We start from the raw sequence: 21,010 nt of genomic DNA, 5'->3' as shown, positions 1-21,010 counted from the left end.
GCCCGACTCTGCAACTCGGTCGGTTGGCGCCACACGGTCCTCCATGAAGGGCACCCTGTGAAGGCTCGGAACCTCCAGGCACTCCGAGCCGCCAGACATCATCGGTACCACCCGACCCCCGACGTCTACGAGCACATCCAGATGGTCTTTGACGGCGGTCGTCCCGCGCAGGAGGGCGCGCGGATGGTTAACCGGCGCTCCCCGCACATTGCCTTCGCCCACATCCGCCACCTTCTCTGGCACCGCATCGTCGACACCGACCTCACTACGGCCATTGGCACCGAGTCCGTGCTCCGCACGACCACGAAGGGGACGCCATGCTGCGCCGTCTGAATCTAGGAGACATCGTGTCGTGGGACGAGAAGGACTGGTTCGTCGACGCAACCGGCGAAAAGGGAACCAGGCTCTCCCCCATCCTCGGCGGACTACCTGCGTGGGTTGACGTCGCAACTGTCTCCCAAGACCCGACTTTCGAGTACCACGGGCAGGGACACGAACGCGGCAACAGCGCCGTCGAGCGGATTGAACTCGCGGTACTCGCAACAGATGTCCGCAACGACGTCCTTTTCTGGCGCGACCACCTCAACGAGGCGCGACACGGGGTTACTGACCCAGCAGACCCCGATTCCTTGCCCAGAGACGGCTACGGGCCCAACACGACAGTGCGAGACCGCTTCGCGCTGAAGGCTGAGGAGTTGACCGTGGCTGGCATTGCCGTCACCAGCCGGACCCTGTTCCGGAAGGACGCCGAGTACCGAGACAACGGCATTGCCGGTCTCATCGACCGGCGCAAGTTCAAGGAGCAAAGCGGCACCCGTGTGCCTGCCGAGGTCGACGAAGCGGCACACAAGGTCATCCGCGCCTGTGTGGGAGGTAGCACCCGCACAGAGAAGGCCTACATCGCAATGGTGAAGGCGAGGGTCCGCGAGGACCACCCGGATGCCGACATCCGGTGGCCCAGCGAACGAACTATGCGCCGCTACCTGGGGCCGCTGCTCGATGCTGCGGGGCTGACCGGGACCGCGACCGGACGCCGCAGTGTCTCGAATCGGCCCGACCGCTACTTCGCGCCCATCGTGGCCACGGGCCCCGGCGACTACGTCGAAATCGACACGAACATCCTCGACATCGAGGTCGTCATGCCTGATGGCACCGTGCTCCGCCCCCACATGACCCTGGCCATCGACGTCTTCACGCGCAGCATCGTCGGATTCCATGTTCACGCAGGCGCCCCGACGTCCTTCGACCACGCAGTTCTGCTTGCCCGCATCCTGCGGCCGCGCGGCCTTGTAGCGGGCCTGGACGCGTCGGCGCAGTTGGGCACCTGCCGTTCTCTACCTGCTTCCGAGATGGTCGCGCTTGGACAGGCGACGATGGACGCCCCGGCGATGCCCTTCATCGTCCCGGAAACCATCACTACCGACCGAGGCAAGGACTACCTCGGCACTCCCACGGTCGCAGCGGCTCAGATGTTCGGCATCAGCGTCATCCAGTCCCCACCGCACTCCCCTACCGCGAAGCCTCACGTAGAGCGCGCGTTCAAGACCATCAATTCGATGCTGCTGTCCCACGTCGATTCCTACGTCGGGCACTCACCGGACCACCGAGGCCAAAACCAGCGCGCCCCAGTCGCCTTCGTCGAAGTCGACACGCTGATTCGCACCTTCATCATTGGCGTGTACCAGAACCGACCTCACTCGTCGCTGGTGCTTCGCGAGCACCCAGGTCGCACGTTCACGCCTAACCAGATGTACTCGGCCTCGTACGACGCAACGGCAGGCATCCCACTCCCCGTCACCGAGGCCGAGTACATCGCGCTCATGCCCAGTGTGAAAAGAATCGTGGGACCTGACGGCGTTAGGTTCGAGAGGGAGGTCTTCGACTCTCCCGCTCTTGCAGGACTGCGCGGGTCCAAAGAGAAGCGGGACATCCGCCACGACCCCTACGACCCGGACCGCATCTGGGTGCTACATCCCGATTCCGGCGAGTGGATTGAGTGCGCGAGCCGAACGTCCGCCTGTCCACGCTGCCGTTCGGCGGTGTCACATCCGCAAACCTCGCCGCCATGCCACAGGCCGCAGACACTCATGACGCGTGGGCTGAGGAGTTCCTCGCCACCGAGAACGCGCGCGTCAAGCAAGCCACGAAGGACACAGCCGCGGCTAAGCGCGCTGGCAAGAAGGCCATGAAGTCGGCCGCTGAACTGGCCAACCGAAAGAACGACGACATCCCGCGGCCCGGGCCTGTCCTGGCTGCACCGCTGCCGCCCGCCTCACCGATGCGGCCGCACCCCGACGACTACTCCATCGCCTGACATCAGGCATTCCCAGACAGGTTGATTCATCATGCCTTCCCCCCGCGCGCCGAAGAACACCCTCACGGGCCTGCGCCACCTCATTGACGAGAACATCCCTAAGCCGAGTGCGTTGAGCCGCAAGCAGTTTGACAAGTTGGACGAGGCTGCGAAGGAGGAGTACGACCTCACCCGACTTCGGTGGTTCATGAACGGACTGCACGTGAACACTCCAGCAATCAGGCGGCTCACAGTTGCCAGCCAGACGCTCCTCATCAGCCACAACCCCAACACGGTCGGCGAGCACGGCCTCGTTCTGACAGGTCCTCCCCACATCGGGAAGACCACCGCGCTCGTCAAGGTCGCAGGCAGCGTTGAGGCCTTCGCGTCGAAGTGGAATCCCAACTATCGGGAAGAAGGGGTCGTCCCGGTGGTGTACATCGAGATGGAGCCCCGGGCGACGCCGAAGTCAATTGCGAGTTCGGTCCTGACCTTCTTCGCAATCCCGCACAACTTCAAGTCCGCCACACAGCACCAGTTGACTGCGGCTGCCATCGACGCCCTCCAGCGCCACGGCACGGTCATGCTCATCATCGACGAGGTCCAGATGCTGAAGTTGGACGGCCAGATTGGCGACGACGCCATCAACTCCCTTAAGACGTTCATGAACAACTCAGGCACCATCTGCGTCTTCGCCGGAGTGGACCTCACGGTGGGACTCGCCAGTCGTGCGGCAGAACAAATCATGGCGCGGTGCCAAATCACCGAGATGCGGCCCATGACCGGCTCCGACGAAGCGACCCGGTCCGAGTGGGCGGCACTTGCCGGGGCCCTCGGCGCCTCCATGCACCTGCTCGACGCGGAGCCGGACCATCTGGCCCCGTACGCCGACAGCCTGCTCGCTCAGAGCAACGGCAAAATCGGTGACCTTCGCCGTCATCTCGGCTTCGCCATGCAAGCCGCAATCAGTGAGCGAAGTACCTCAGGCGTCGAGACCATCACCGCAGACATGCTCGGGCTCGGCCGTGTCGTCGCCTGACGTCATGACGCCGCTTCGACGACAGGTGCTCACGGTTCGACATCGGCATCTTGAGACACCGGCCTCGTATCTGCGGCGGCTGTGCGTTGCCAACTCCATCGACTTCGAGTGGCTCGCCAAGACGCTGCGAAAAGGTGGGGCGCGGCGGGGCATCGGTGTCGCCATCGCCGAACTCGGTGGGCCCCCGCCGGAGCGCTTCGAGCAGGCCCATGCCGCTGCCCTCGTCGGGCATCCCAATTCCCGCGGACCTTGGGTTAAGCAGGCAAGCACTCAACTGGCCTGCCTGTCATGTACAGCCGGGGAGCAGGTCATGACCTATCCGCATATTCGCTTTGCCTTCTGCCGACGACACGGACAGTGGCTTGGAGACGGCACAAAGCCCCAGCGACAGGGAGTGCTCGACGAAGTGACATGGCGTGYCGACGCCCAGTTGCGGCGTCTGGTCACCGCAGGGCTTGTCAACCGCGACCTGCACGAGACCGCTTGGGAACTGGTTCGCGACAACGCCTACCTCGTGGGAGACGGGGCCTGGGGCGCGCGGCTACGCCGAGCGCACGCACAGCCCGGCTTCACGCGTGAGGTCGACGACCGCATCGCGCTGTTCGCTGACACGGTGCGTGTACTTCGAGTGACCAGCGCACCGGAGTTCGGGGAGAAGGTGCGTTCGGGTCGGGTCGACTCCACCCGGCGCCGCGCCTACCTGTACCAAGCCTTCGACTGGGTCGCCGAAGACCGCTGGGTCCTCGTCGAAGGCATTGACCGGTTCTTCCACCGAGAAGGTGCCTAGCCTTGCGTAAACGACCACTGACGATGCGGACAGTGACCTATAACCGTGACTCTGGGCACCTCCGGCGGCAACCGCTCCCGTTGGACCGGTTGCCAATCCTCGCCTGCCAGTCGTGACCACACGGCCCCAGCCACCACACTTCGAGGTCTGACTTCGGCATGACCTGGTCTGGCGTGAGGTCACCGTTCTTCGTCGGATGCCATTGGGCCGCCAGCGCCGGGTTCACGGTCGCCAGGTCGTTAACGCCGGGCAACAGTGCTCGATTCGCGCAGTATCCGCAGTCAGGCTTCTGGTACCTCGGCTGCCGCTTCCACTGATGGCCCTGCGAGCAGCGCCAGGCAACAAATTGCCGACCGTCACYGGCTCTCACCTCCGACGGTTTCAACGCGCCATTTGCCTCGTGGTCCCAGAGGGCCAGCAGCCAGGGCACGTGGGCGACGGTCGGCAGGTCCACGCGCTTGGGCGACCTCTTGCCGCGGCACCTCTGGCACTCTGGCGGTAGAGGGTCCTCGTGCCGCTCAAGAGGCGTGGCGATGTACAGATGACCGCAGGGCGCCAACCACTTCACACCTCGTTTCCGCGATGTCGCTCGAACTTGGGCCAGGTTCACGTCCTGACCTGGGGCGAGGTCTCCTACGAGGTCTGGATGCAACGTGGCGAAGTCGTTCTGACCGGGGTAAACCCGCTTGTCGACGCACACCTGGCAACGGCGGTCGCCCCTTCGCTGGGCAGGCGGTGATTCAAACCAGTGACCGCATGGCGGTTGCCAGTAGACGGCCGCGGTGTAGCCGGGCGCCACGAGGTCCGGCGTTAGGGCCCCGTTGCGGACGGGGTGCCACTCGCCCGCTAGTTCGGGGTCGATGGTGGCCAGGTCGTTGATGCCAGGGCGAACCAATTTGTTGGCACATACGGAGCAGCCAGACCCGTCGTAAACCCGAAAGGACAGCCGGGCTCGGAATGGGTGGCCTAGATCGCAGACCCACCACACATCCTCGGGGTAGGACGCGTCAACGTCTTGAGGCGTCAGGTCGTAGTTCAAGGTCGGATGCCACTGCCCGGCCAGTTCTTGATGCGTCGACGACAGGGACCGCTTGGGAGGCATGGGTAGAGCGGATCACGGGAGCGCGTGGCGAGCGAATCGCCGCGCAACAGCCGTGGGCGCCGATCGCCCAACGAGGCTGTAGGGGCGCGGCGGTGTCGGTGCCATGCGGCATTCTGGCCTCATGCCCGAGGACGACGCCCCCCGACGACCACTACTACTCGTCGACGTCGACGGAGTCCTCAACGTCCAACCCGGCCCTCGTCGGCCGGAAGCAGAGTGGCAGATGCACCGGTTAAGAGACCATGAGGGCGTCGTCTACACGCTGCACATCAACCCGGTGCACGGCGAGTGGCTCACTGGACTCTCCGATCTCTACGAGTTGACTTGGTGCACGACGTGGTGGCGCGTCGCCAACGACCGAATCGCGCCGCTGGTCGGACTACCCGATCTGCCCGCCCTCGAGTTGCCGGATGCTTGGCCGAACGTGCCTCGGGACATCAGCGCGAAGACACCTCACGTACGGAGGTACGCCCAAGGCCGTGCGCTCGCTTGGATCGACGACGACATCGACGACCGAGACGCCGAAGCGCTCACCCGTCTGAAACCTGACGACCGGTCGCCTCTCGCGGGGACGCAGCGGTGCGTGTCCGCCCTAACCCTCAACGTGGACCCCGACGTCGGGCTGACCGAGGGTCACATCGAACGACTCAGGTCGTGGGGGGAGTTGCGGCTCCCAGGTGCCATGGCGCAGGCCGCACTGCGCGAGGAACGCTGGCAAGAGATGGAACGCACTGGAGGTTTCCTCAGCGCTTCGGACATTGCCAATTTGGGCCAAGCCGTCCGCGAAGGCCTGGTCGGCGTGCAGCGAACTGGAGGCGTGCGATACCCGGCGTTCCAACTCGTCGGCGCCCAGGACGGCGTGAAGGTCGTGCCTCCTGCCTGGGACCGCCTACGGGAATTGCTCGCCCCCGCGGGGTGGGGCGACGAGAGCCTTCTCCTGTTTGTGACGGCGCCCAACGGCTATCTCGAAGGCCGTAGTCCCGCCGATGAGGTTCAGGACCACCCTGCCGACGTCACCGACGCACTGCACTATGCCGCCACCCGAGCCATACCGGACTTTGTGCACCTCGGACCTAGTACGTCGCGAGCCCTCGGGAACTTCCTGACGTTCGCCCACGTGGCCACCCGACTCGTCGAACGGGGCCGAGCGGCGTACGACGCGGACGAGGCGTTGCGCCTCGCCGCCGGGACGATTCTGCGTCGGATCAGCGCAGCCATCGCACGTGTCGACGACGACTTCGTCGCGTCCAACCCTTCCGTCCACTGGCGCCAATTGGTTGGCATGCGCGACGCCATAGGTACCGACCCTGGGACCGAGGACTACGACGCCATCTGGAACAACCTGGCGACGGACCTGCCGGTCGAGGCAGCCGCGGTACGACGGATTCTCAGGCAACCCTGACCGTATTGCTGAAACAGGATCGACTAGTCCTGGAAGGCGATGTCCCGTACGCATGCCGAGCAGGTGTTGGCGCATACGCCTCCCCACGTCGCGTCATCGAACGGATTGGCCAGCCTGACTGCGCTGGCTGACCTCGTCGCTCTGGTGGTGCTTCCAGAGGTAACCAGCACACCCGACGACCACGGCAATGGCCACTGCAAACGAAATCTTCACGTTCGGGTACCCAACCGCGAAGCAGATGGCGGCGCCGAGGTAGGCCAACCCAAGGCCGAGAACTTCCGCATAGTCCGCCCTAGTGGCGCCAGCGCCCTTGTCCGCAACGGATTTGGTGACACCGAAGAGTACGAACGTTGCCCCAGCGGCCAACAAGGCCAGTCCTGCCCCAATCATCATGCCGGGATCATGACATGAAGCCCGGTCCACAATTGGCGAGCGCGCTCGACTTCGTCAGGACCATTGGCGTGTCGCCCCAGATCCCGGTGCTGCCAGATTGAATGTCACACGAAGCGACGAGAAGGGTGCTCCCGAGACTGCTGTCATTCCGGTTGTCACCTGTCGGACTGCGGGTGAGCCGAGAACTCGCTCAGGATCGCTGTCAGGCAAGTGGCCCCGCTGCCATGTGTCTTGTCACTTCACACCTCTCCTGACAGGCTCACCCTTTTCGGGCCACCCCACGGGCGCGGGCGACTGGTTCACTGCCGGTATGCGGTCGGACCACGAGGGATTCAACGAGCTGGTCGATGCCCTTGCGGTCGACGAGCCGGGGCGGATGCCGGCCTACATCCAGGAGATCCTCGATGCGGCCCGCGCTCGGGACGTCGCCGCCGACGCCCGCGATGCCGAGGCCGACCTGCGCGAGCAGGCGCTCGACCGGGCCGAATCGCACGAGACTGCGAGCAGCTACGCGCCAGAGCAGCGCCATGCGCGTCTCGATCGCGAACGTGCCCGCAACGACCGCGCCGCCTCACGACGCGACCTGGAAGCCCTGGCCCGCCTGCTCCGGGACTCGCCTCGGGCCGCACGGGGCGCCTGAGAACATGGTGGGCTCCGATGGAGTCACACCGGTGTAGTCCGTGTCCGGCCCGCGACGCCGCGGCGGCTCGCCAACGCGCGTCGTTGGTGATTCACTGCCGACATGGGGGCTGGGGATGAACGGCGCGGCGACGAACGGGGCGACGGGGGTCGGGATCCTGCCGACGCCCGCGATGCGAAGGCGCGTGAGGCGGCGGTGAGGGAACGCGAGGCCGCGGAGGCGAGACGACAGAGCGCTGCCCGCGCGATCCTGGACGCGGYCGCCGAACGGGACGCCGTCGCCGACGCCCGTGACGCGGTGGCCGCGAAGCGGGAGAACGACCTCGACCGGGCCGAGCTGCTGGACCCGACGAGCGACTACGGGGCGCACTGGACCGAGCGGCGCCAGGCTGCCCTGGACCGCGCGCGGGCCGAGCAGGACCGAGCCGCCGCCCGTGAGGACCGCCGGAGGTTGATGCAGGGCGACTCCGGCAACGCGACCGACGGCGATCCCGACAGCGACGACGACGACCCCGAGCCGACCTGATCACCGGCTCGGCCGGGGTCCTCCCACCATTCCGCCTGTCCCCTGATTCGGGACCTTCGCCTCGTGTGCGTCGGGCCGTGAGGCCCGAGGCTCGGGTCAGGGACGGAGGCGCGACCATGGGCGACAGCAACGCAGGCGCTGCCGGTGGTGGCGCGATCTACGGGCTCGGGGTCTTCGGGGCGCTGGTCTGGTTCTGGCAGCAGGCCGATGGCTTCCTCGATCACCTGTGGGCCATCGTCGAGGGACTGTTCTGGCCGGCCTTCATGGTCTACCAGGCGTTCCAGGCGTTGGCGCGCTGAGGAGATCTGACCCCGTGCACGAGGTGAGGATCGACGCCCTGGACCTGCGTCGACTGGAGCGCATCCTCACGCCCGAGCGGGCGGAGGCCCTGCGGGTCCGGGCCGAGGCGGCCGCCAACGGGCTGCGGGGGCGCGTCGTCTGGAACGTGAGCTCCACGGCGCGGGGCGGCGGCGTCGCCGAGCTGCTCCAGGTGCTCGTCGCCTACGGACGCGGCGCGGGGGTCGACACCCGGTGGCTGGTGCTCGATGCGGACCCGGAGTTCTTCGCCGTCACCAAGCGCCTGCACAACTTCCTGCACGGCTCCCCCGGCGACGGCCGGCAGCTCGACGATGCTGCCCGTGCCCACTACGAGGCGGTGCTGGCCGCCAACCTCCCCGACCTGCGCCGGCGGGTCCGGCCCGGCGACATCGTGATCCTGCACGACCCACAGACCGCGGGACTCGTGGACGAGCTGGTCCTGCGGGGGGCCGTCGTCGCCTGGCGCTGTCACGTCGGTCGCGACGACCCCCGCGAGAGGGCCGACGTCGGCTGGGCCTTCCTGCGCCCGTACGTCGAGCAGGCCGCCGCCTTCGTCTTCTCCCGACGGGCCTACGCCCCCGACTGGGTGCCCGACGACCGGTTGTGGGTGATCCCTCCGTCCCTCGACCCGTTCAGCGCCAAGAACGCGGAGATCGGCGTCGAGGACGTGCGGACCACGCTGGACCTGGCCGGCTTGGTCAGCGCCTCGTCCGGTGGTGGCCGGACGGAGTTCAGCCGGCGCAGCGACGGTGCCGGACGGGTGCGCGACCGGGTGAGCCTGATGATGGACGACCTGCCGGTCCCGGAGACGGCGAGGATCGTCCTGCAGGTGAGCAGGTGGGACCGACTCAAGGACATGGAGGGCGTGCTCCGCGGCTTCGCCGACAACGCGACGCGACTGCCGCAGGACGCGCACCTCGTGCTGGCCGGTCCCGACGTGTCGGGAGTGACGGACGACCCCGAGGGTGGTGCGGTCCTCGACTCCTGTCGGCAGGCGCGTGCCGCGCTGCCGGCCGCGGTGCGGGCCCGTGTCCACCTGGCAGCGCTGCCGATGGACGACGTCGACGAGAACGCCCACCTCGTCAACGCACTCCAGCGCCACGCCTCCGTGGTGGTGCAGAAGAGCCTGGTCGAGGGGTTCGGTCTCACCGTGACCGAGCCCATGTGGAAGTCCCGCCCGGTGGTGGCGTCGGCCGTCGGCGGCATCAGCGACCAGGTCGAGGACGGGGTCAGCGGAGTCCTCCTCGCCGATCCCCACGACCTCGACGCCATGGCCGGTGCGATCGACGCGCTGCTGCGTGACCACGACACCGCGGGCCGACTGGGGCGGGGCGCCCATCTCCGGGTGGTGGACCGGTTCCTGGGCGACCGGCACCTCATCCAGTACGCCGACCTGTTCGCCTCGATGCTGGAGCACGCCCCACGGTGAGCGCCTCCACGGGCGACCGGGTCAGGCGCCCGACGTACGACGACTGAGCAGCTCGGTCAGGACCGTCGGCTCGTCGCTGATGATCCCGGTCGCTCCCATCGCCAGCACGGCGTCCAGGGTGGGGAGGTCGTTGACCGCCCACGTCATGACCAGGCGGACGTGGTCGTGCAGCTCGGCGACCACGACAGGGTCCAGGAGCGACCGGTGGACCGACACGCCGTGCACGGGAGGACCCTCCGCCAGGCGCCGCCGCAGGCGGGCCAGCTCGCCGCGGGTGCGGGCCGAGAGGACCGGTTGCACGAACGGCAGCTGGGCCACCGTCTCCACCGAGTGCCACCAGCGACCGCACACGAGAACGGGACCGTGGTGCCCCCGATGGTGCAGGAAGCGTGCCACCGACGCCGCAGCCGCGGCCCGGCGACCCTTGATATCGAGCATGAAGGTGGTGCCGTGCTCGTCGGCCTCGAGCAGCTCGTCGAGGCCCAGCCGGGGCGCCGAGGCCGACGCCAGCTCCCATCGGTCCCAGAGCAGTGGCAGTGGACCCGCCGTCTTCAGGTGGCGCACCTCGAGGCGCCCCCGGTACTCGTGGACGTCGCACTCGATGACGTCCACCCCAAGCCGGTTGGCGGAGTGGAGCCCGGCCAGCGAGTTGCCGGCCCGGTGGGCGATGGCCAGGACCGGCACTCAGACCACGCTCCCCCGGCTCTTGCGTCTCTCGAGCCACAGGGCGACCGCCTGCCCGACCAGGGCCAGGGCCACCCCGGCGATCACGTCGACGACGTAGTGGTTGGCCGTCGCGACCACCGCGAACGCCATCAGGACGGGCATGGCCAGCCCGACCACCTTCAGGGCCACGGAGCCCGCAGCCGCGAAGATCGCCATGCCCACCAGCAGGTCCCAGCCGGAGTGCAGGCTGGGCATGGCGGCGTACTGGTTGACGAAGGCCGGTGGCTGCAGGACCCGGTAGGCCCGGGACTGGTCGCTCACCGTGTCGACCAGCCCGAGACCGGCCAGGCGCGGCGGGGCGACGGGGTAGCTCACGAACACCACCATGCCCAGGGCGCCGGACACGAGCATCGCGTTGCGCAGCCGTACGAACACGACGCGGTGGCGCCATACGAGCCACATCATGGTGGCGATGATGACCGGCCAGTGGCCCCAGATGTAGATCCAGTTGGCCACCGTCTGGACCGTGGCGGAGGGCGCGACGAGCTCTTGGAGGTCCTCCTCCACGTCGATGCCGAGCCACGACTCGAGCCGGACGAGGTGGAGGGCATGGGTCTGAGCCGTTGCGAACGAACCCTGTGTGAGCCCCCGGACGCGGAAGTAGACGAAGACCGCGAGGGCCACCAGACAGGTCTGCCACAGGACGAACGGGAGGCGGGCCGCCACCGACTCACGTCCGGGCAGGCGCTCCGGGGCATGCAGCATGGCCTTCCCGCTCCCGTGTGGACACTTGACGGTCTGCGTCCATGGTCACCCGGGTCCCGACCTCGCGCGGGGGTCGATGGTCCCGATCAGACCGGGCAATTGGTCGGTGCCTCCGGTTCAGGCCGGCAAGGGGGATGCGGATGCGGCCGCACGCAGCGCGCGACGGGTGAGCAGAAGGCTGATCCCACCGAGCGCCAGTGCGGGCAGCCAGGCGACGGCGGCCTTGAGCGTCACCGCGGCGGTCGCCGCCAGCCACGGGACGCCGAGGGCCACCAGGGCCACCACGAGCGCGGCGTCGCGCGGACTGGCGCCGTTGGGTCCGGGGACCGCTCCGGCGAGCTGGCTGGCCCCGAAGGCACCCAGGACGGCGAGTGGGGAGACCGTGTGACCCGTGGCCGCCACCGTCCCCAGGAGGAGAGCGGCGATCGACAGCTGGTAGCCCGTCGAGAGCAGCAGTGCGTGCGCCAGCTGGCGTGGTCGAGGCAGCGGCTTGCTGGGCAGCCAGTCGGGGCGCACCCGCCGCACGACCAGGGCACCGACCACCACTGCCGCGCCCACGCCCACGGCGACGAGCAACATGCGCGTCGGCAGCGCGGCACCGGCGAACGCCACGAAGACGGCCAGGCCCACGGCGCCCACGAAACGGTCCGTCCCGACGCTCACCAGGGCATCACCGCGCGGCAGGCCGCTGCGGGTGAGCCGGTGCAGGCGCCAGACGTCCGCGCCGACGTGGCCGGGGGTCAGCAGGCCCAGCAGCTCGGACTCGGCGTACGCCCGCAGGTGCCAGCGCCGGCTCAGGCCCGCATCGGTCAGGGCGCGCCAGCGCAGCGGGCACAGGACGTACTTCCCGATCACCCAGGGCAGCAGGCCGAGCAGCACCGGCCACACGGCCACGTGCGGGAGACGGGGCAAGGTGACGGCGGGGACGGCGACGCTGATGGCGACCCCGATCGCCAGGACGACGCGTGAGTGCAGCAGGGCACGCAGGCTCAACAGGGGGGTTTCCTTAGTCACGGAGGACGAGAGGTGTCTCCATGGTAAAGAATCAGCGGTGAACCGGCGATTCCGCGAGGATTCCGACTCAGCTGCAGTGCCGGTCCGACTCGGCGCCGTGCTCGTTGCGGACCGTGATGCAGTACGCCGTGTCGCCGTCGTGGCCGCGCACGACGATCGAGACACCGTCCGAGGCGACGAACTCGGTGGCGCCGATCGTCGCCGACTCCCCGGAGGACAGCTGCACCGGCACGACCTTGCCGGTGTCGAGCAGGCTCCTGTCCTGCATGATCGTCATCCGCGACAGGTCGGAGTACATCGGCCGGTTGCGATCGATCGAGCGGTCGAGGAGCAGCGCCAACGGCACTGCCGCCAGCAGGAGCACCAGGACCGCCACGGTGACCAGGACCGCTGCGTTGTTGACCTTGAAGATCCCGTCCCGCTTCACGCGCACATCCTAGGCACACGGTCTGGTCCGCCCGGCGCCTGAGTACGATCCGACCCATGCTGAAGCGACTGCTGCCCGCGACCGCCGCCCTCCTGGCGCTCTCCACGCTCGCTGCCTGTGGCAACGAGGCCGACAACGACGAGGCCGTCGACCCGGCGACGGGTGCCTCGAGCCAGACCGAGAGCTCCACGGAGAGCCCGAGCGAGGAGCCTGCCGGGGACGCGACCGCGTGCGAGTACCCGGCAGACGGGTCCGAGCCGGCGAAGGCCGTGGAGCCCCCGCCCGCCGAGGCGACCGCCACGGGCACCGTGAACGGCACCATCTCCACCAACATGGGTGACATCGCCATCGAGCTCGACGCCGACCGGACGCCGTGCACCGTCAACAACTTCCTCTCGCTGGCCGAGCAGGGCTACTTCGACGACACCCAGTGCCACCGCCTCACCACCCAGGGCATCTACGTGCTCCAGTGCGGCGACCCGACCGCGTCCGGGATGGGTGGTCCCGGCTACACCATCGCCGACGAGGTCGACGGCTCGGAGAAGTACGGACCGGGTGTGCTGGCCATGGCCAAGACCTCCGCGCCCGACTCCGGCGGCTCGCAGTTCTTCCTCGTGTACGCCGACTCCGGGGTGCTCGACCCCGTCTACACCGAGTTCGGCACGTTCGACGAGGACGGCGTCGCCCTCCTCGAGAAGATCGCCGCCAAGGGCACGGCCGAGGGTGGGCCTGACGGGTCTCCCAAGGACGAGGTCACGATCACTGGCGTCACGCTCGACTGACCTCCGGGCGGCTCTGCCGCTCACCCGTCCAGGCACAGGCAGAACGGGTGCCCGGCCGGGTCGAGCAGCACCCGCACCTGCGGGTTGGGCTGCGCGTCGACCAGTGTGGCGCCGAGCGCGACCGCCTCGCGGGCGGCCTCGTCGAGGTCGCCCACCTGCACGTCGAGGTGCATCATCGGCCGCTGTCGACCCTCCGCCGGCGGCCACACCGGACGCTCGTAGCCCTCGGCCTGCTGGAACACGACGAAGGGACCGGCCTCGGCCGTCGCCACGACGGTGGTGCCCGGCTCGCTGTGGACGACAGGCCAGTCGAGCAGCGCGGCGTAGAACGCGGCGAGAGCGCCCGGGTCCGGTGCCTCGATCGCCATCCCCCACCACATGCCGCTGCCTCGAGACCTCATGGGTCGAGCATGGCACCGATCGCGGACACCCGAGCCCCGATCCGGACGCGATGTGGTGGTTGAGGTTTCAGCCCCGCCGCTCCATCAGGGCAGCGAGTCGTGCGAGGTCCTTGGTCGTGGCCCGGCGCATCGCTCGCTCCACCACCGGCGCGGCAAGCCGGGTGAGACCGGTCGGCTCGCCGGCGTTGTTCAGCGTCATCCGGGTCCCTGCGGGCACCGGCTCCCAGGTGTACGTGGTGCGCATCGGGAACGGGCCCTGTGCCGTGGCCATGACCAGCCGCTCCCCCGCCACCAGCTCGACCACCTCGTAGGTGTACGCCATGCGTCGCCCGAGGAAGTGTGCGACGAAGTCCATCCGGGAGCCGACGCCGATCGGTGGTGGCGTCCGCCACTCGACGGAGCGGATGTTGGCGTACCACTCGGGCGCGTGGGTGGGGTCGGCCGCGTACGCCGCCACCTCGTCGACCGGACGCCCGATCACTGTCTCCACGGTGACGTCCACGACCATGGAGCCAGCGTAGCGACGGAGGTCAGGCCTGCTCGTAGGCGATGTCGGCGCCCAGCTGGACGGTCCGGCTCACGGTGCACAGGCGGTCCCGGGACTGCTCGATGGCTCGCGGCAGGAACGCCCGGGCCGCGTCCCCCTCGGGCCCCTCGGGGAACTGCACGTCGAAGGTCAGGCGCAGCCCGGTCAGGTGGTTGCCCTGTTCGTCACGCACCTTCTCGCCCTGGGAGGTGAGCTCGAAGGTGGTGCTCTGCGAGCGCTTGCGCGTGATGAGGTCGACGTCGATGGCGCTGCAGCCGGCGATGGCCGCCAGGAGGAGCTCGACGGGGGTGAAGTCGGGATCCTCCCCGCCAGACCCCATGAACGTCTCGCCGCCGCGGGCGTTGGTGGCCTTGAAACGGCCCTCACCGATCTTGCTCAGACCGATGCTGCGCACGGTGTCGGGCCCGGTGGACGGGGTGCTCGGCTGATTCTCGGATGCGTCGCTCATGACCCCAGCCTAGGGACCGGTCGGCCCCCGCGGGCCGGACGGGATCAGCGTGCGGCGCGACGCGCGGCGCGACGGGCGCGGCGCTGCTCCTGGCGGGCCAGCTGGACGTTCCGACGCAGTGCCGGGTCCTCCTGCGAGTGGATGCGCCCGTCGACGATTCCGTTGGCGAGGTGGAGCTGGGTGCTCATGGCGGTGCTGTCCTTCCGGCCCATCCCGGGCCTGGCTTCGTGTGCCCTCGACGGGCGTGATGTGTAATGAACATGTCCGCTTGCGCGGCTCTTACATCTTACGTCCGTGCTCGCCTCGATCCCGACCGTCGCAGGGGTGATCTCCCCCACCCCCCGACCGGGCCGGTGGCTAGGGTGGCCGGGTGAGTGGATCTCCCTACCTGAGCCTGCAGCGCACCGAAGCAATCGACCGACGAGAGCTGCTCGACGTCACGTCGTACGACGTCTCGCTGGACCTGGCGACGGACGAGTCGACGTTCGCGTCGCACACCACGATCCGGTTCCGTAGCCGTGGTGGGGCGACCTTCGCGGACCTCAAGCCGGCGTCCCTGCGGACGATCATGCTCAACGGGGACCGGATCGACCCGGACCTGCTCCACCAGGGCCGGGTGCCCCTCGAGACCGTCGCCGGCGACAACGAGCTCGTCGTCGACGCGGTCATGCGGTTCCGCAACGACGGCGAAGGGCTGCACCGCAGCGTCGACCCCGCCGACGGGCGCCACTACGTCTACGGCATGTCGTTCATGGACGCCGCCCCGAGCGTGTTCGCGTGCTTCGACCAGCCCGACCTCAAGGCGCCGTACCGGCTGACCGTGCGCGCCCCGGAGGACTGGGTCGTGGTCGCCAACGCACCGGGCGAGCAGGTCGAGCCGGGGTCGTGGGTCTTCGCCGAGACGCCCCCGCTGTCGACGTACTTCGTCACCGTCGTCGCCGGGCCCTACCACCTCATCACCGACCGGCACGACGGCATCCCGCTGGGGCTGTCGGCCCGCGCCAGCCTGGCGCGCGAGCTGGAGGCGGACGCCGACGAGCTGTTCACCCTGACCCGCCAGGGCTTCGACGAGATGCACCGGCTCTTCGGGATCCGCTACCCGTTCGGCAGCTACCACCAAGCCTTCGTGCCCGAGTTCAACGCCGGGGCGATGGAGAACCCGGGCTGCGTGACGTTCCGCGACCCGCTGATCTTCACCAGCAAGGTCACCCGTGGTGCCCGGATCGTCCGTGCGACGACCGTGACCCACGAGATGGCCCACCAGTGGTTCGGCAACCTCACCACGCCGGTGTGGTGGGACGACCTGTGGCTCAACGAGTCCTTCGCCGAGTACATCGGCACCAGGGTCGCCGCCGACGTCACGCAGTACGACGACGCATGGGTGCACAGCTCCTACATGCGCCGCCAGTGGGGCCTGCTCGCGGACGCAGGCCCGGCGACCCACCCGGTGGCGGGCAACGGCGCGATGGACGCGACCGCGGCTCTGCAGGACTTCGACGGCATCTCCTACGTCAAGGGCTCGACGCTGCTCAAGCAGCTCAACGGGCGCATCGGGGACGATGTGTTCTTCCGCGGCGTCGTCGACCACTTCGAGACCCACCGCTTCGGCAACGCGACCATGCACGACCTGTTCGCCAGCTGGGAACGGGCGGGCGCCGGTGACCTGTCCGACGTCACCGACGGCTGGCTGCGCACGCGCGGCGTGGACACCGTGGCGCACGACCGCGAGGCGGGGGTGCTGCGGCGCACTCCCCCGGCCGTCGAGCCCGTCGAGCGCACGCACGCCCTCACCGTCGCCGTCACGCCGGCCAGCGGTGACAGCCGCCGCGTGCCGTTGACCCTGTCGTCGGAGACCACGCCCCTGGACGTCGGTTCGGACGAGGCCGTCGTCATCGACGTGGACGAGAGCTCCTGGCTGCTGGCCCGGCCCGACGCCACCACGATCTCGTTGCTCCCCTCGGTGATGCGCTCCAGCCGGGACCCGATGGAGCGCTCCGCCGTCTGGAACAACCTGCGAAGTGCCTTCGAGCTGGGCGGCGCCACGCCCGAGGACGTGCTCGCCGTCGCCGTCGTCACCATCCCCGACGAGCCCAGCGACGAGCCGCTGTCGTTCAACGGCTGGGCCTCCGCGCCCAGCAAGATGCTGCTGATGGAATGGCTGCTGTCCAAGGTCGCACCGCTGGCGAGCGATCCTCGTGCGGCCCTCGAGGCGCTGCACCAGGCCTGCCTGGCTCGCGCCTCGACCGCCGAGCCGCAGAGCACCGTGCAGCTCGCGGCCTTCCAGGGAGCGGTCGCCTCGTGCCGCAGCCCCGAGGAGCTCTCCCGGTGGCTGGAGGGAAAGGTCCCCGACGGCATCGACGTGGACCTCAGCCTGAGGTGGCGGCTGCTCGTGCAGCTGGCCGCCCTGGGCGGCACCGACCGCACGACGCTCGACCGCTTCCTGGCCGACGAGCCCACCGCGACGTCGCGCGTCGACCACGCGCGGGCGGTCGCGTCCCTGCCGGACGACGCTGCGAAGGCCTGGGCCTGGGGGCGCTTCACCGGCGCGGAGGACGTGCCCAACTACGAGCTGCAGGCGACCGGTCAGGGCATGTGGCTGCCGGACCAGGAGCACCTGACGACGCCGTACGTCGAGCGCTTCTTCACCGACCTTCCCGAGACCCCCTCCCACCGCACGGGCTGGGTGCTCGCGGACGCCGCGTGCTGGTTCTTCCCGATCACCTCGCGCGACCCCGCGACCGTGGACCAGGCCGACCGGCTCGCCGGCGACGAGTCCCTCGACCTGTCGCTGCGTCGCCAGCTGCGGGTGATGGCCGACGAGCTCCAGCGGCGCCAGGGCGCCCGCTCGGTGTCGGCGTGACGACCAGCGCTCGCCCGCGCCGCCCGGGTCCGTCGGTGCGGACCCGGGTGACCGAGCACCTCGACGACGGCACCCGGCACCACGAGGACCGGCTGGCCACCGAAGAGCCACTGGAGATCCGGCTGGCCGTGCCCGGGGCGCCCGCGCGCCGCGTGTGGGTGACGATGCGCACGCCGGGTCACGACTTCGAGCTGGCGGCGGGCTTCGCGGTGAGCGAGTCACTCTTCCCTCCCGGGTCGATCCGTCAGGTGGCCTACTGCACCGACGTCGACCTCGGTCCGGAGCAGGAGTTCAACGTCGTGACCATCACCGTGGCACCCGGCACCGACATCGGCACCGCACACCGGCACGAGGCCCGCAGTGCGGGGTCGTCGGCGTGCGGCGTGTGCGGCAAGGACAGCGTCGCCGAGGTGCTCGACGTCGTACACGGCGACCGCTGGACCGGTGAGGTCCCCGCGCCCGAGGTCGCCCGGGTCCTGCCCGACCGCCTGCGCACGGGCCAACAGCTCTTCGACCGGACCGGGGGCGTGCACGCCGCCGCGCTGGCCTCGGCCGACGGGGTGCTCGAGGTCGTCCGCGAGGACGTGGGCCGGCACAACGCGGTCGACAAGGTGATCGGCACCCGGGTGCTGGGTGGCCGTCCGGCGGCCGCGGCCTGCCTGGTGGTCAGCGGCCGCGCCGGCTTCGAGCTCGTCCAGAAGGCCGTCACCGCCGGGATCGGCAGCCTGGTCGCCGTGGGCGCACCCACGTCCCTGTCGGTCGACCTCGCCCGTGAGGCGGGCCTCGTGCTGTACGGCTTCACGTCGTCCCGCCGGTGCGTCCAGTACGCCTGACGTCCTCCCCCGCGGCGTGGGCTCCCGCCCACTGTCGGTGGTCGAAATTAGGTTCGTCCCATGCGCATCCTGCACACCTCCGACTGGCACCTGGGGAGGTCCTTCCACCGGGAGGACCTGCTCGGGCACCAGGGTGCGTTCGTCGACCACCTCCTCGAGGTGGTGACGGCTGAGGAGGTCGACGTCGTCCTGGTCTCGGGTGACGTCTACGACCGGGCCCTCCCCCACGTCGACGCCGTCCACCTGGCCGACGAGGCCTTCGCCCGGCTCGCCGCCTCGCCGGCGCGTCTCGTCGTCACCAGCGGCAACCACGACTCGGCCCAGCGCCTCGGTTTCGGGTCGCGCCTCATCGATGCCGCCGGCGTCTTCATCCGGACGTCGATGGTCACGGTCGGCGCTCCCGTCCTGCTCGACGACGACCACGGGCCGGTGGCGATCCACGCCCTGCCCTACCTCGACCCCCGTGCCCTGGTCGAGCCGTGGCAGCTTCCTGCCAGGTCCCACCAGGCGGCGCTCGACGCGGCCATGGCCCGGGTCCGCGACGACCTCGCCGGCCGAAGCGGGCGCACCCGCTCGGTGGTCATGGCGCACGCGTTCGTCGCCGGGGCCGAACCCTCCGACTCCGAGCGCGACATCAGCGTCGGCGGGGTGTCCCGCGTGGCCACCTCGGCCTTCGACGGCATCGACTACGTGGCCCTCGGGCACCTCCACGGTCGCCACATCCTCACCGAGTCGGTGCGCTACAGCGGATCCCCGCTCGCCTACTCCTTCTCCGAGGCCGACCACCGCAAGGGCTCCTGGCTCGTCGACCTCGACGCCGACGGCCTTTCCCGCGCCGAGTTCGTCGAGGCCCCGGTCCCGCGTCGGCTGGCCCGCCTGACCGGCGACCTCGAGACCCTGCTGGTCGACCCCCGACTCGCGGCGCACGAGGACGCGTGGGTCCAGGCCACCCTCACCGACCGGGTGCGTCCGCTGCACGCGATGGACCGGCTGCGCGACCGGTTCCCGCACGCACTCGTCCTCACCTTCGCGCCCGTGGGCGCCCCCACCGGCACGACGCCCGCCGCCCGTGCCGCCGGTCGCGGCGATCACGACGTGGCCCTCGACTTCGTCGCCGATCTGCGCGGCGCCCCGGCCACCGTCCCCGAGGCCGCGTTGCTGCGCGAGGCGGTCGACGCCTGCTGTGAGGACACCGACTTCGACGTCCTGGTCGGTGAGGCCTGATGCGCCTGCACACCCTCGAGGCCACCGCCTTCGGCCCGTTCGCCGAGACCGTGTCGATCGACTTCGACGCCCTGTCCGCTGCCGGGCTCTTCCTGCTCAGTGGTGCCACCGGGGCGGGCAAGTCGAGCATCCTCGACGCAGTCTGCTTCGCGCTCTACGGCGACGTCCCCGGCGATCGCTCGGTGGCCAAGCGGCTGCGCTGCGACCAGGCCGCTCCGGGCGTGGCCCCCACCGTGACGCTCGAGGTGACGCTGTCAGGACGACGGTGGCGCGTCGAGCGCTCTCCTGCGTGGCAGCGTCCCAAGAAGCGCGGCACCGGCATCACCACCGAGCAGGCCTCGGTGCATCTCACCGAGCGCGTCGAGGGAGCCTGGGTCACCCGCTCCACGCGGCTCGACGAGGCGGGCCACCTCATGACGCGGCTCGTCGGGATGAACCTGCCCCAGTTCTGCCAGGTCGCGATGCTCCCCCAAGGCCGTTTCCAGGCGTTCCTGCGGGCGCGCTCCGAGGAGCGTCACGCGCTGCTCCAGCAGGTCTTCCGCACGGGGCGCTTCGACCAGGTCGAGCGCTGGCTCCGCGACCACCGCGTCTCGGTGCGCCGCGCGTCCGAGCAGCACGCCGTCGCCGTCTCCGCGCTCGTGAGCAGGCTCAGCGAGACCGCCGGCCGGCCGACGCCCGACGAGGACGCGACTCCCGACGACCTCCGTGCCTGGCTCGATGCCCTGCGCGGCAGCGCCCGAGCTCGCACCTACTCAGCCGCCGTGGCCGCTGCGGTCGCCGACGACTCCGCCCGCCGGGCCGAGGTCGAGCTGGTGGACGCCGAGCGGATCGGCGTCCTCCAGGCCACCCACGCCTCGGCCGCGCGCGTCGTCGCCGACCATGACGCCGGGGCGCACCGACGGTCGAGGTTGCGCGTCGAGCGGGCACAACGCGCCGCCGCGCTCACCGGGTTGGACGACGCCCTCGTGGAGGCCGAGGGTGTGCGGGACCTCTCGCGCCGCGAGGCGGCCCGCACCCTGGCCCGCTGGACGACGCTGGCGGATCCCCACGAGACCGATCCCGTGCTCGACGACCTCGCCCGGGCCCTCACCGGGTCGGCGGCCGCACTCCAGGCC

General features: G+C 69.6%; 24 protein-coding genes. 14 read left to right on the top strand and 10 right to left on the bottom strand.

All coding sequences use genetic code 11. The features are described 5' to 3' along the window. The 4 genes from AC1DQF_RS16850 to AC1DQF_RS16835 form a co-directional block, all read left to right on the top strand. On the top strand, nucleotides 1-333 hold a 333-nt coding region (locus AC1DQF_RS16850; RefSeq protein WP_477526375.1), incomplete at its 5' end, for a hypothetical protein. Continuing rightward, the gene (locus tag AC1DQF_RS16845) at nucleotides 318-2,189 is read left to right on the top strand and encodes a Mu transposase C-terminal domain-containing protein (protein ID WP_477526374.1); all 1,872 of its coding nucleotides are present in this window, start codon (nucleotides 318-320) and stop codon (nucleotides 2,187-2,189) included. The genes AC1DQF_RS16850 and AC1DQF_RS16845, both read left to right, overlap by 16 nt. A gap of 156 nt (nucleotides 2,190-2,345) precedes the next feature. Further along, nucleotides 2,346-3,332 (top strand): AAA family ATPase, encoded by a 987-nt coding sequence (locus AC1DQF_RS16840; protein WP_477526373.1) that lies wholly within the window; start codon nucleotides 2,346-2,348, stop codon nucleotides 3,330-3,332. Nucleotides 3,333-3,336: 4 nt separating this feature from the next. Next, entirely contained in the window at nucleotides 3,337-4,119 is a 783-nt protein-coding gene (locus tag AC1DQF_RS16835; protein WP_477526372.1) for a hypothetical protein, read from the top strand. A 37-nt stretch (nucleotides 4,120-4,156) separates the two neighbouring features. Here AC1DQF_RS16835 and AC1DQF_RS16830 read toward each other — a convergent pair whose 3' ends face one another. Then, nucleotides 4,157-5,221: a zinc-ribbon domain-containing protein gene (locus AC1DQF_RS16830; RefSeq protein WP_477526371.1), complete on the bottom strand. Its 1,065-nt coding sequence runs from the start codon at nucleotides 5,219-5,221 to the stop codon at nucleotides 4,157-4,159. Between the two features lie 121 nt (nucleotides 5,222-5,342). Here AC1DQF_RS16830 and AC1DQF_RS16825 point away from each other — a divergent pair, with 121 nt between their 5' ends. Then, nucleotides 5,343-6,623 (top strand): HepT-like ribonuclease domain-containing protein, encoded by a 1,281-nt coding sequence (locus AC1DQF_RS16825; RefSeq protein ID WP_477526370.1) that lies wholly within the window; start codon nucleotides 5,343-5,345, stop codon nucleotides 6,621-6,623. A 93-nt stretch (nucleotides 6,624-6,716) separates the two neighbouring features. Here the strand turns inward: AC1DQF_RS16825 and AC1DQF_RS16820 are convergent, their stop codons facing one another. Further along, the gene (locus AC1DQF_RS16820) at nucleotides 6,717-7,016 is read right to left on the bottom strand and encodes a hypothetical protein (protein WP_477526369.1); all 300 of its coding nucleotides are present in this window, start codon (nucleotides 7,014-7,016) and stop codon (nucleotides 6,717-6,719) included. Between the two features lie 310 nt (nucleotides 7,017-7,326). Between AC1DQF_RS16820 and AC1DQF_RS16815 the strand changes: the two genes are divergently transcribed. The 4 genes from AC1DQF_RS16815 to AC1DQF_RS16800 all read left to right on the top strand — a co-directional run bounded on the left by AC1DQF_RS16815 (nucleotide 7,327) and on the right by AC1DQF_RS16800 (nucleotide 9,928). Beyond that, nucleotides 7,327-7,656 carry a hypothetical protein gene (locus tag AC1DQF_RS16815; protein WP_477526368.1) on the top strand — a complete coding sequence of 110 codons (330 nt, stop codon included), beginning with the start codon at nucleotides 7,327-7,329 and terminating at the stop codon, nucleotides 7,654-7,656. 102 nt (nucleotides 7,657-7,758) lie between these two features. After that, nucleotides 7,759-8,181 (top strand): hypothetical protein, encoded by a 423-nt coding sequence (locus tag AC1DQF_RS16810; protein WP_477526367.1) that lies wholly within the window; start codon nucleotides 7,759-7,761, stop codon nucleotides 8,179-8,181. A gap of 116 nt (nucleotides 8,182-8,297) precedes the next feature. Beyond that, nucleotides 8,298-8,480: a hypothetical protein gene (locus tag AC1DQF_RS16805; protein ID WP_477526366.1), complete on the top strand. Its 183-nt coding sequence runs from the start codon at nucleotides 8,298-8,300 to the stop codon at nucleotides 8,478-8,480. 14 nt (nucleotides 8,481-8,494) lie between these two features. Further along, nucleotides 8,495-9,928, top strand: a complete 1,434-nt coding sequence (locus AC1DQF_RS16800) for a glycosyltransferase (RefSeq protein WP_477526365.1) — start codon at nucleotides 8,495-8,497, stop codon at nucleotides 9,926-9,928. A gap of 21 nt (nucleotides 9,929-9,949) precedes the next feature. Here the strand turns inward: AC1DQF_RS16800 and AC1DQF_RS16795 are convergent, their stop codons facing one another. The 4 genes from AC1DQF_RS16795 to AC1DQF_RS16780 form a co-directional block, all read right to left on the bottom strand. After that, nucleotides 9,950-10,612 carry a glycerophosphodiester phosphodiesterase gene (locus AC1DQF_RS16795; protein WP_477526364.1) on the bottom strand — a complete coding sequence of 221 codons (663 nt, stop codon included), beginning with the start codon at nucleotides 10,610-10,612 and terminating at the stop codon, nucleotides 9,950-9,952. Beyond that, nucleotides 10,613-11,359: a phosphatase PAP2 family protein gene (locus AC1DQF_RS16790; RefSeq protein ID WP_477526363.1), complete on the bottom strand. Its 747-nt coding sequence runs from the start codon at nucleotides 11,357-11,359 to the stop codon at nucleotides 10,613-10,615. A gap of 117 nt (nucleotides 11,360-11,476) precedes the next feature. Then, the gene (locus tag AC1DQF_RS16785) at nucleotides 11,477-12,352 is read right to left on the bottom strand and encodes a lysylphosphatidylglycerol synthase domain-containing protein (protein ID WP_477526362.1); all 876 of its coding nucleotides are present in this window, start codon (nucleotides 12,350-12,352) and stop codon (nucleotides 11,477-11,479) included. 88 nt (nucleotides 12,353-12,440) lie between these two features. Beyond that, on the bottom strand, nucleotides 12,441-12,800 hold the full coding sequence (locus AC1DQF_RS16780) for a hypothetical protein (protein WP_477526361.1): 360 nt from the start codon (nucleotides 12,798-12,800) through the stop codon (nucleotides 12,441-12,443). A gap of 56 nt (nucleotides 12,801-12,856) precedes the next feature. On the opposite strand from AC1DQF_RS16780, the gene AC1DQF_RS16775 reads away from it, so the two are divergent. After that, nucleotides 12,857-13,582, top strand: coding sequence for a peptidylprolyl isomerase (locus tag AC1DQF_RS16775; protein WP_477526360.1), 726 nt, complete (start codon nucleotides 12,857-12,859; stop codon nucleotides 13,580-13,582). Between the two features lie 20 nt (nucleotides 13,583-13,602). Here AC1DQF_RS16775 and AC1DQF_RS16770 read toward each other — a convergent pair whose 3' ends face one another. The 4 genes from AC1DQF_RS16770 to AC1DQF_RS16755 form a co-directional block, all read right to left on the bottom strand. Beyond that, nucleotides 13,603-13,983, bottom strand: a complete 381-nt coding sequence (locus AC1DQF_RS16770; protein WP_477526359.1) for a VOC family protein — start codon at nucleotides 13,981-13,983, stop codon at nucleotides 13,603-13,605. A gap of 67 nt (nucleotides 13,984-14,050) precedes the next feature. After that, nucleotides 14,051-14,491: an SRPBCC family protein gene (locus tag AC1DQF_RS16765; RefSeq protein ID WP_477526358.1), complete on the bottom strand. Its 441-nt coding sequence runs from the start codon at nucleotides 14,489-14,491 to the stop codon at nucleotides 14,051-14,053. Nucleotides 14,492-14,513: 22 nt separating this feature from the next. Continuing rightward, nucleotides 14,514-14,978: an OsmC family protein gene (locus AC1DQF_RS16760; protein WP_477526357.1), complete on the bottom strand. Its 465-nt coding sequence runs from the start codon at nucleotides 14,976-14,978 to the stop codon at nucleotides 14,514-14,516. A gap of 44 nt (nucleotides 14,979-15,022) precedes the next feature. Further along, entirely contained in the window at nucleotides 15,023-15,166 is a 144-nt protein-coding gene (locus AC1DQF_RS16755; RefSeq protein ID WP_477526356.1) for a hypothetical protein, read from the bottom strand. 182 nt (nucleotides 15,167-15,348) lie between these two features. Here AC1DQF_RS16755 and pepN point away from each other — a divergent pair, with 182 nt between their 5' ends. The 4 genes from pepN to AC1DQF_RS16735 form a co-directional block, all read left to right on the top strand. Then, a complete protein-coding gene (pepN, locus tag AC1DQF_RS16750; protein WP_477526355.1) occupies nucleotides 15,349-17,838 on the top strand; it encodes an aminopeptidase N in 2,490 nt (829 codons plus the stop codon). Beyond that, complete coding sequence (locus tag AC1DQF_RS16745) at nucleotides 17,835-18,671, top strand: formate dehydrogenase accessory sulfurtransferase FdhD (protein ID WP_477526354.1); 837 nt, start codon at nucleotides 17,835-17,837, stop codon at nucleotides 18,669-18,671. The genes pepN and AC1DQF_RS16745 overlap by 4 nt, the downstream gene beginning before the upstream one ends. A gap of 60 nt (nucleotides 18,672-18,731) precedes the next feature. Next, on the top strand, nucleotides 18,732-19,895 hold the full coding sequence (locus AC1DQF_RS16740; RefSeq protein ID WP_477526353.1) for an exonuclease SbcCD subunit D: 1,164 nt from the start codon (nucleotides 18,732-18,734) through the stop codon (nucleotides 19,893-19,895). Then, on the top strand, nucleotides 19,895-21,010 hold a 1,116-nt coding region (locus AC1DQF_RS16735), incomplete at its 3' end, for an AAA family ATPase (RefSeq protein ID WP_477526352.1). The genes AC1DQF_RS16740 and AC1DQF_RS16735, both read left to right, overlap by 1 nt.

The sequence above is a fragment of the Nocardioides sp. P4_G4 genome (assembly GCF_056401085.1).
Note: the sequence above shows the minus strand (reverse complement) of the source record. Positions and strands in the feature narration are given on the sequence as shown.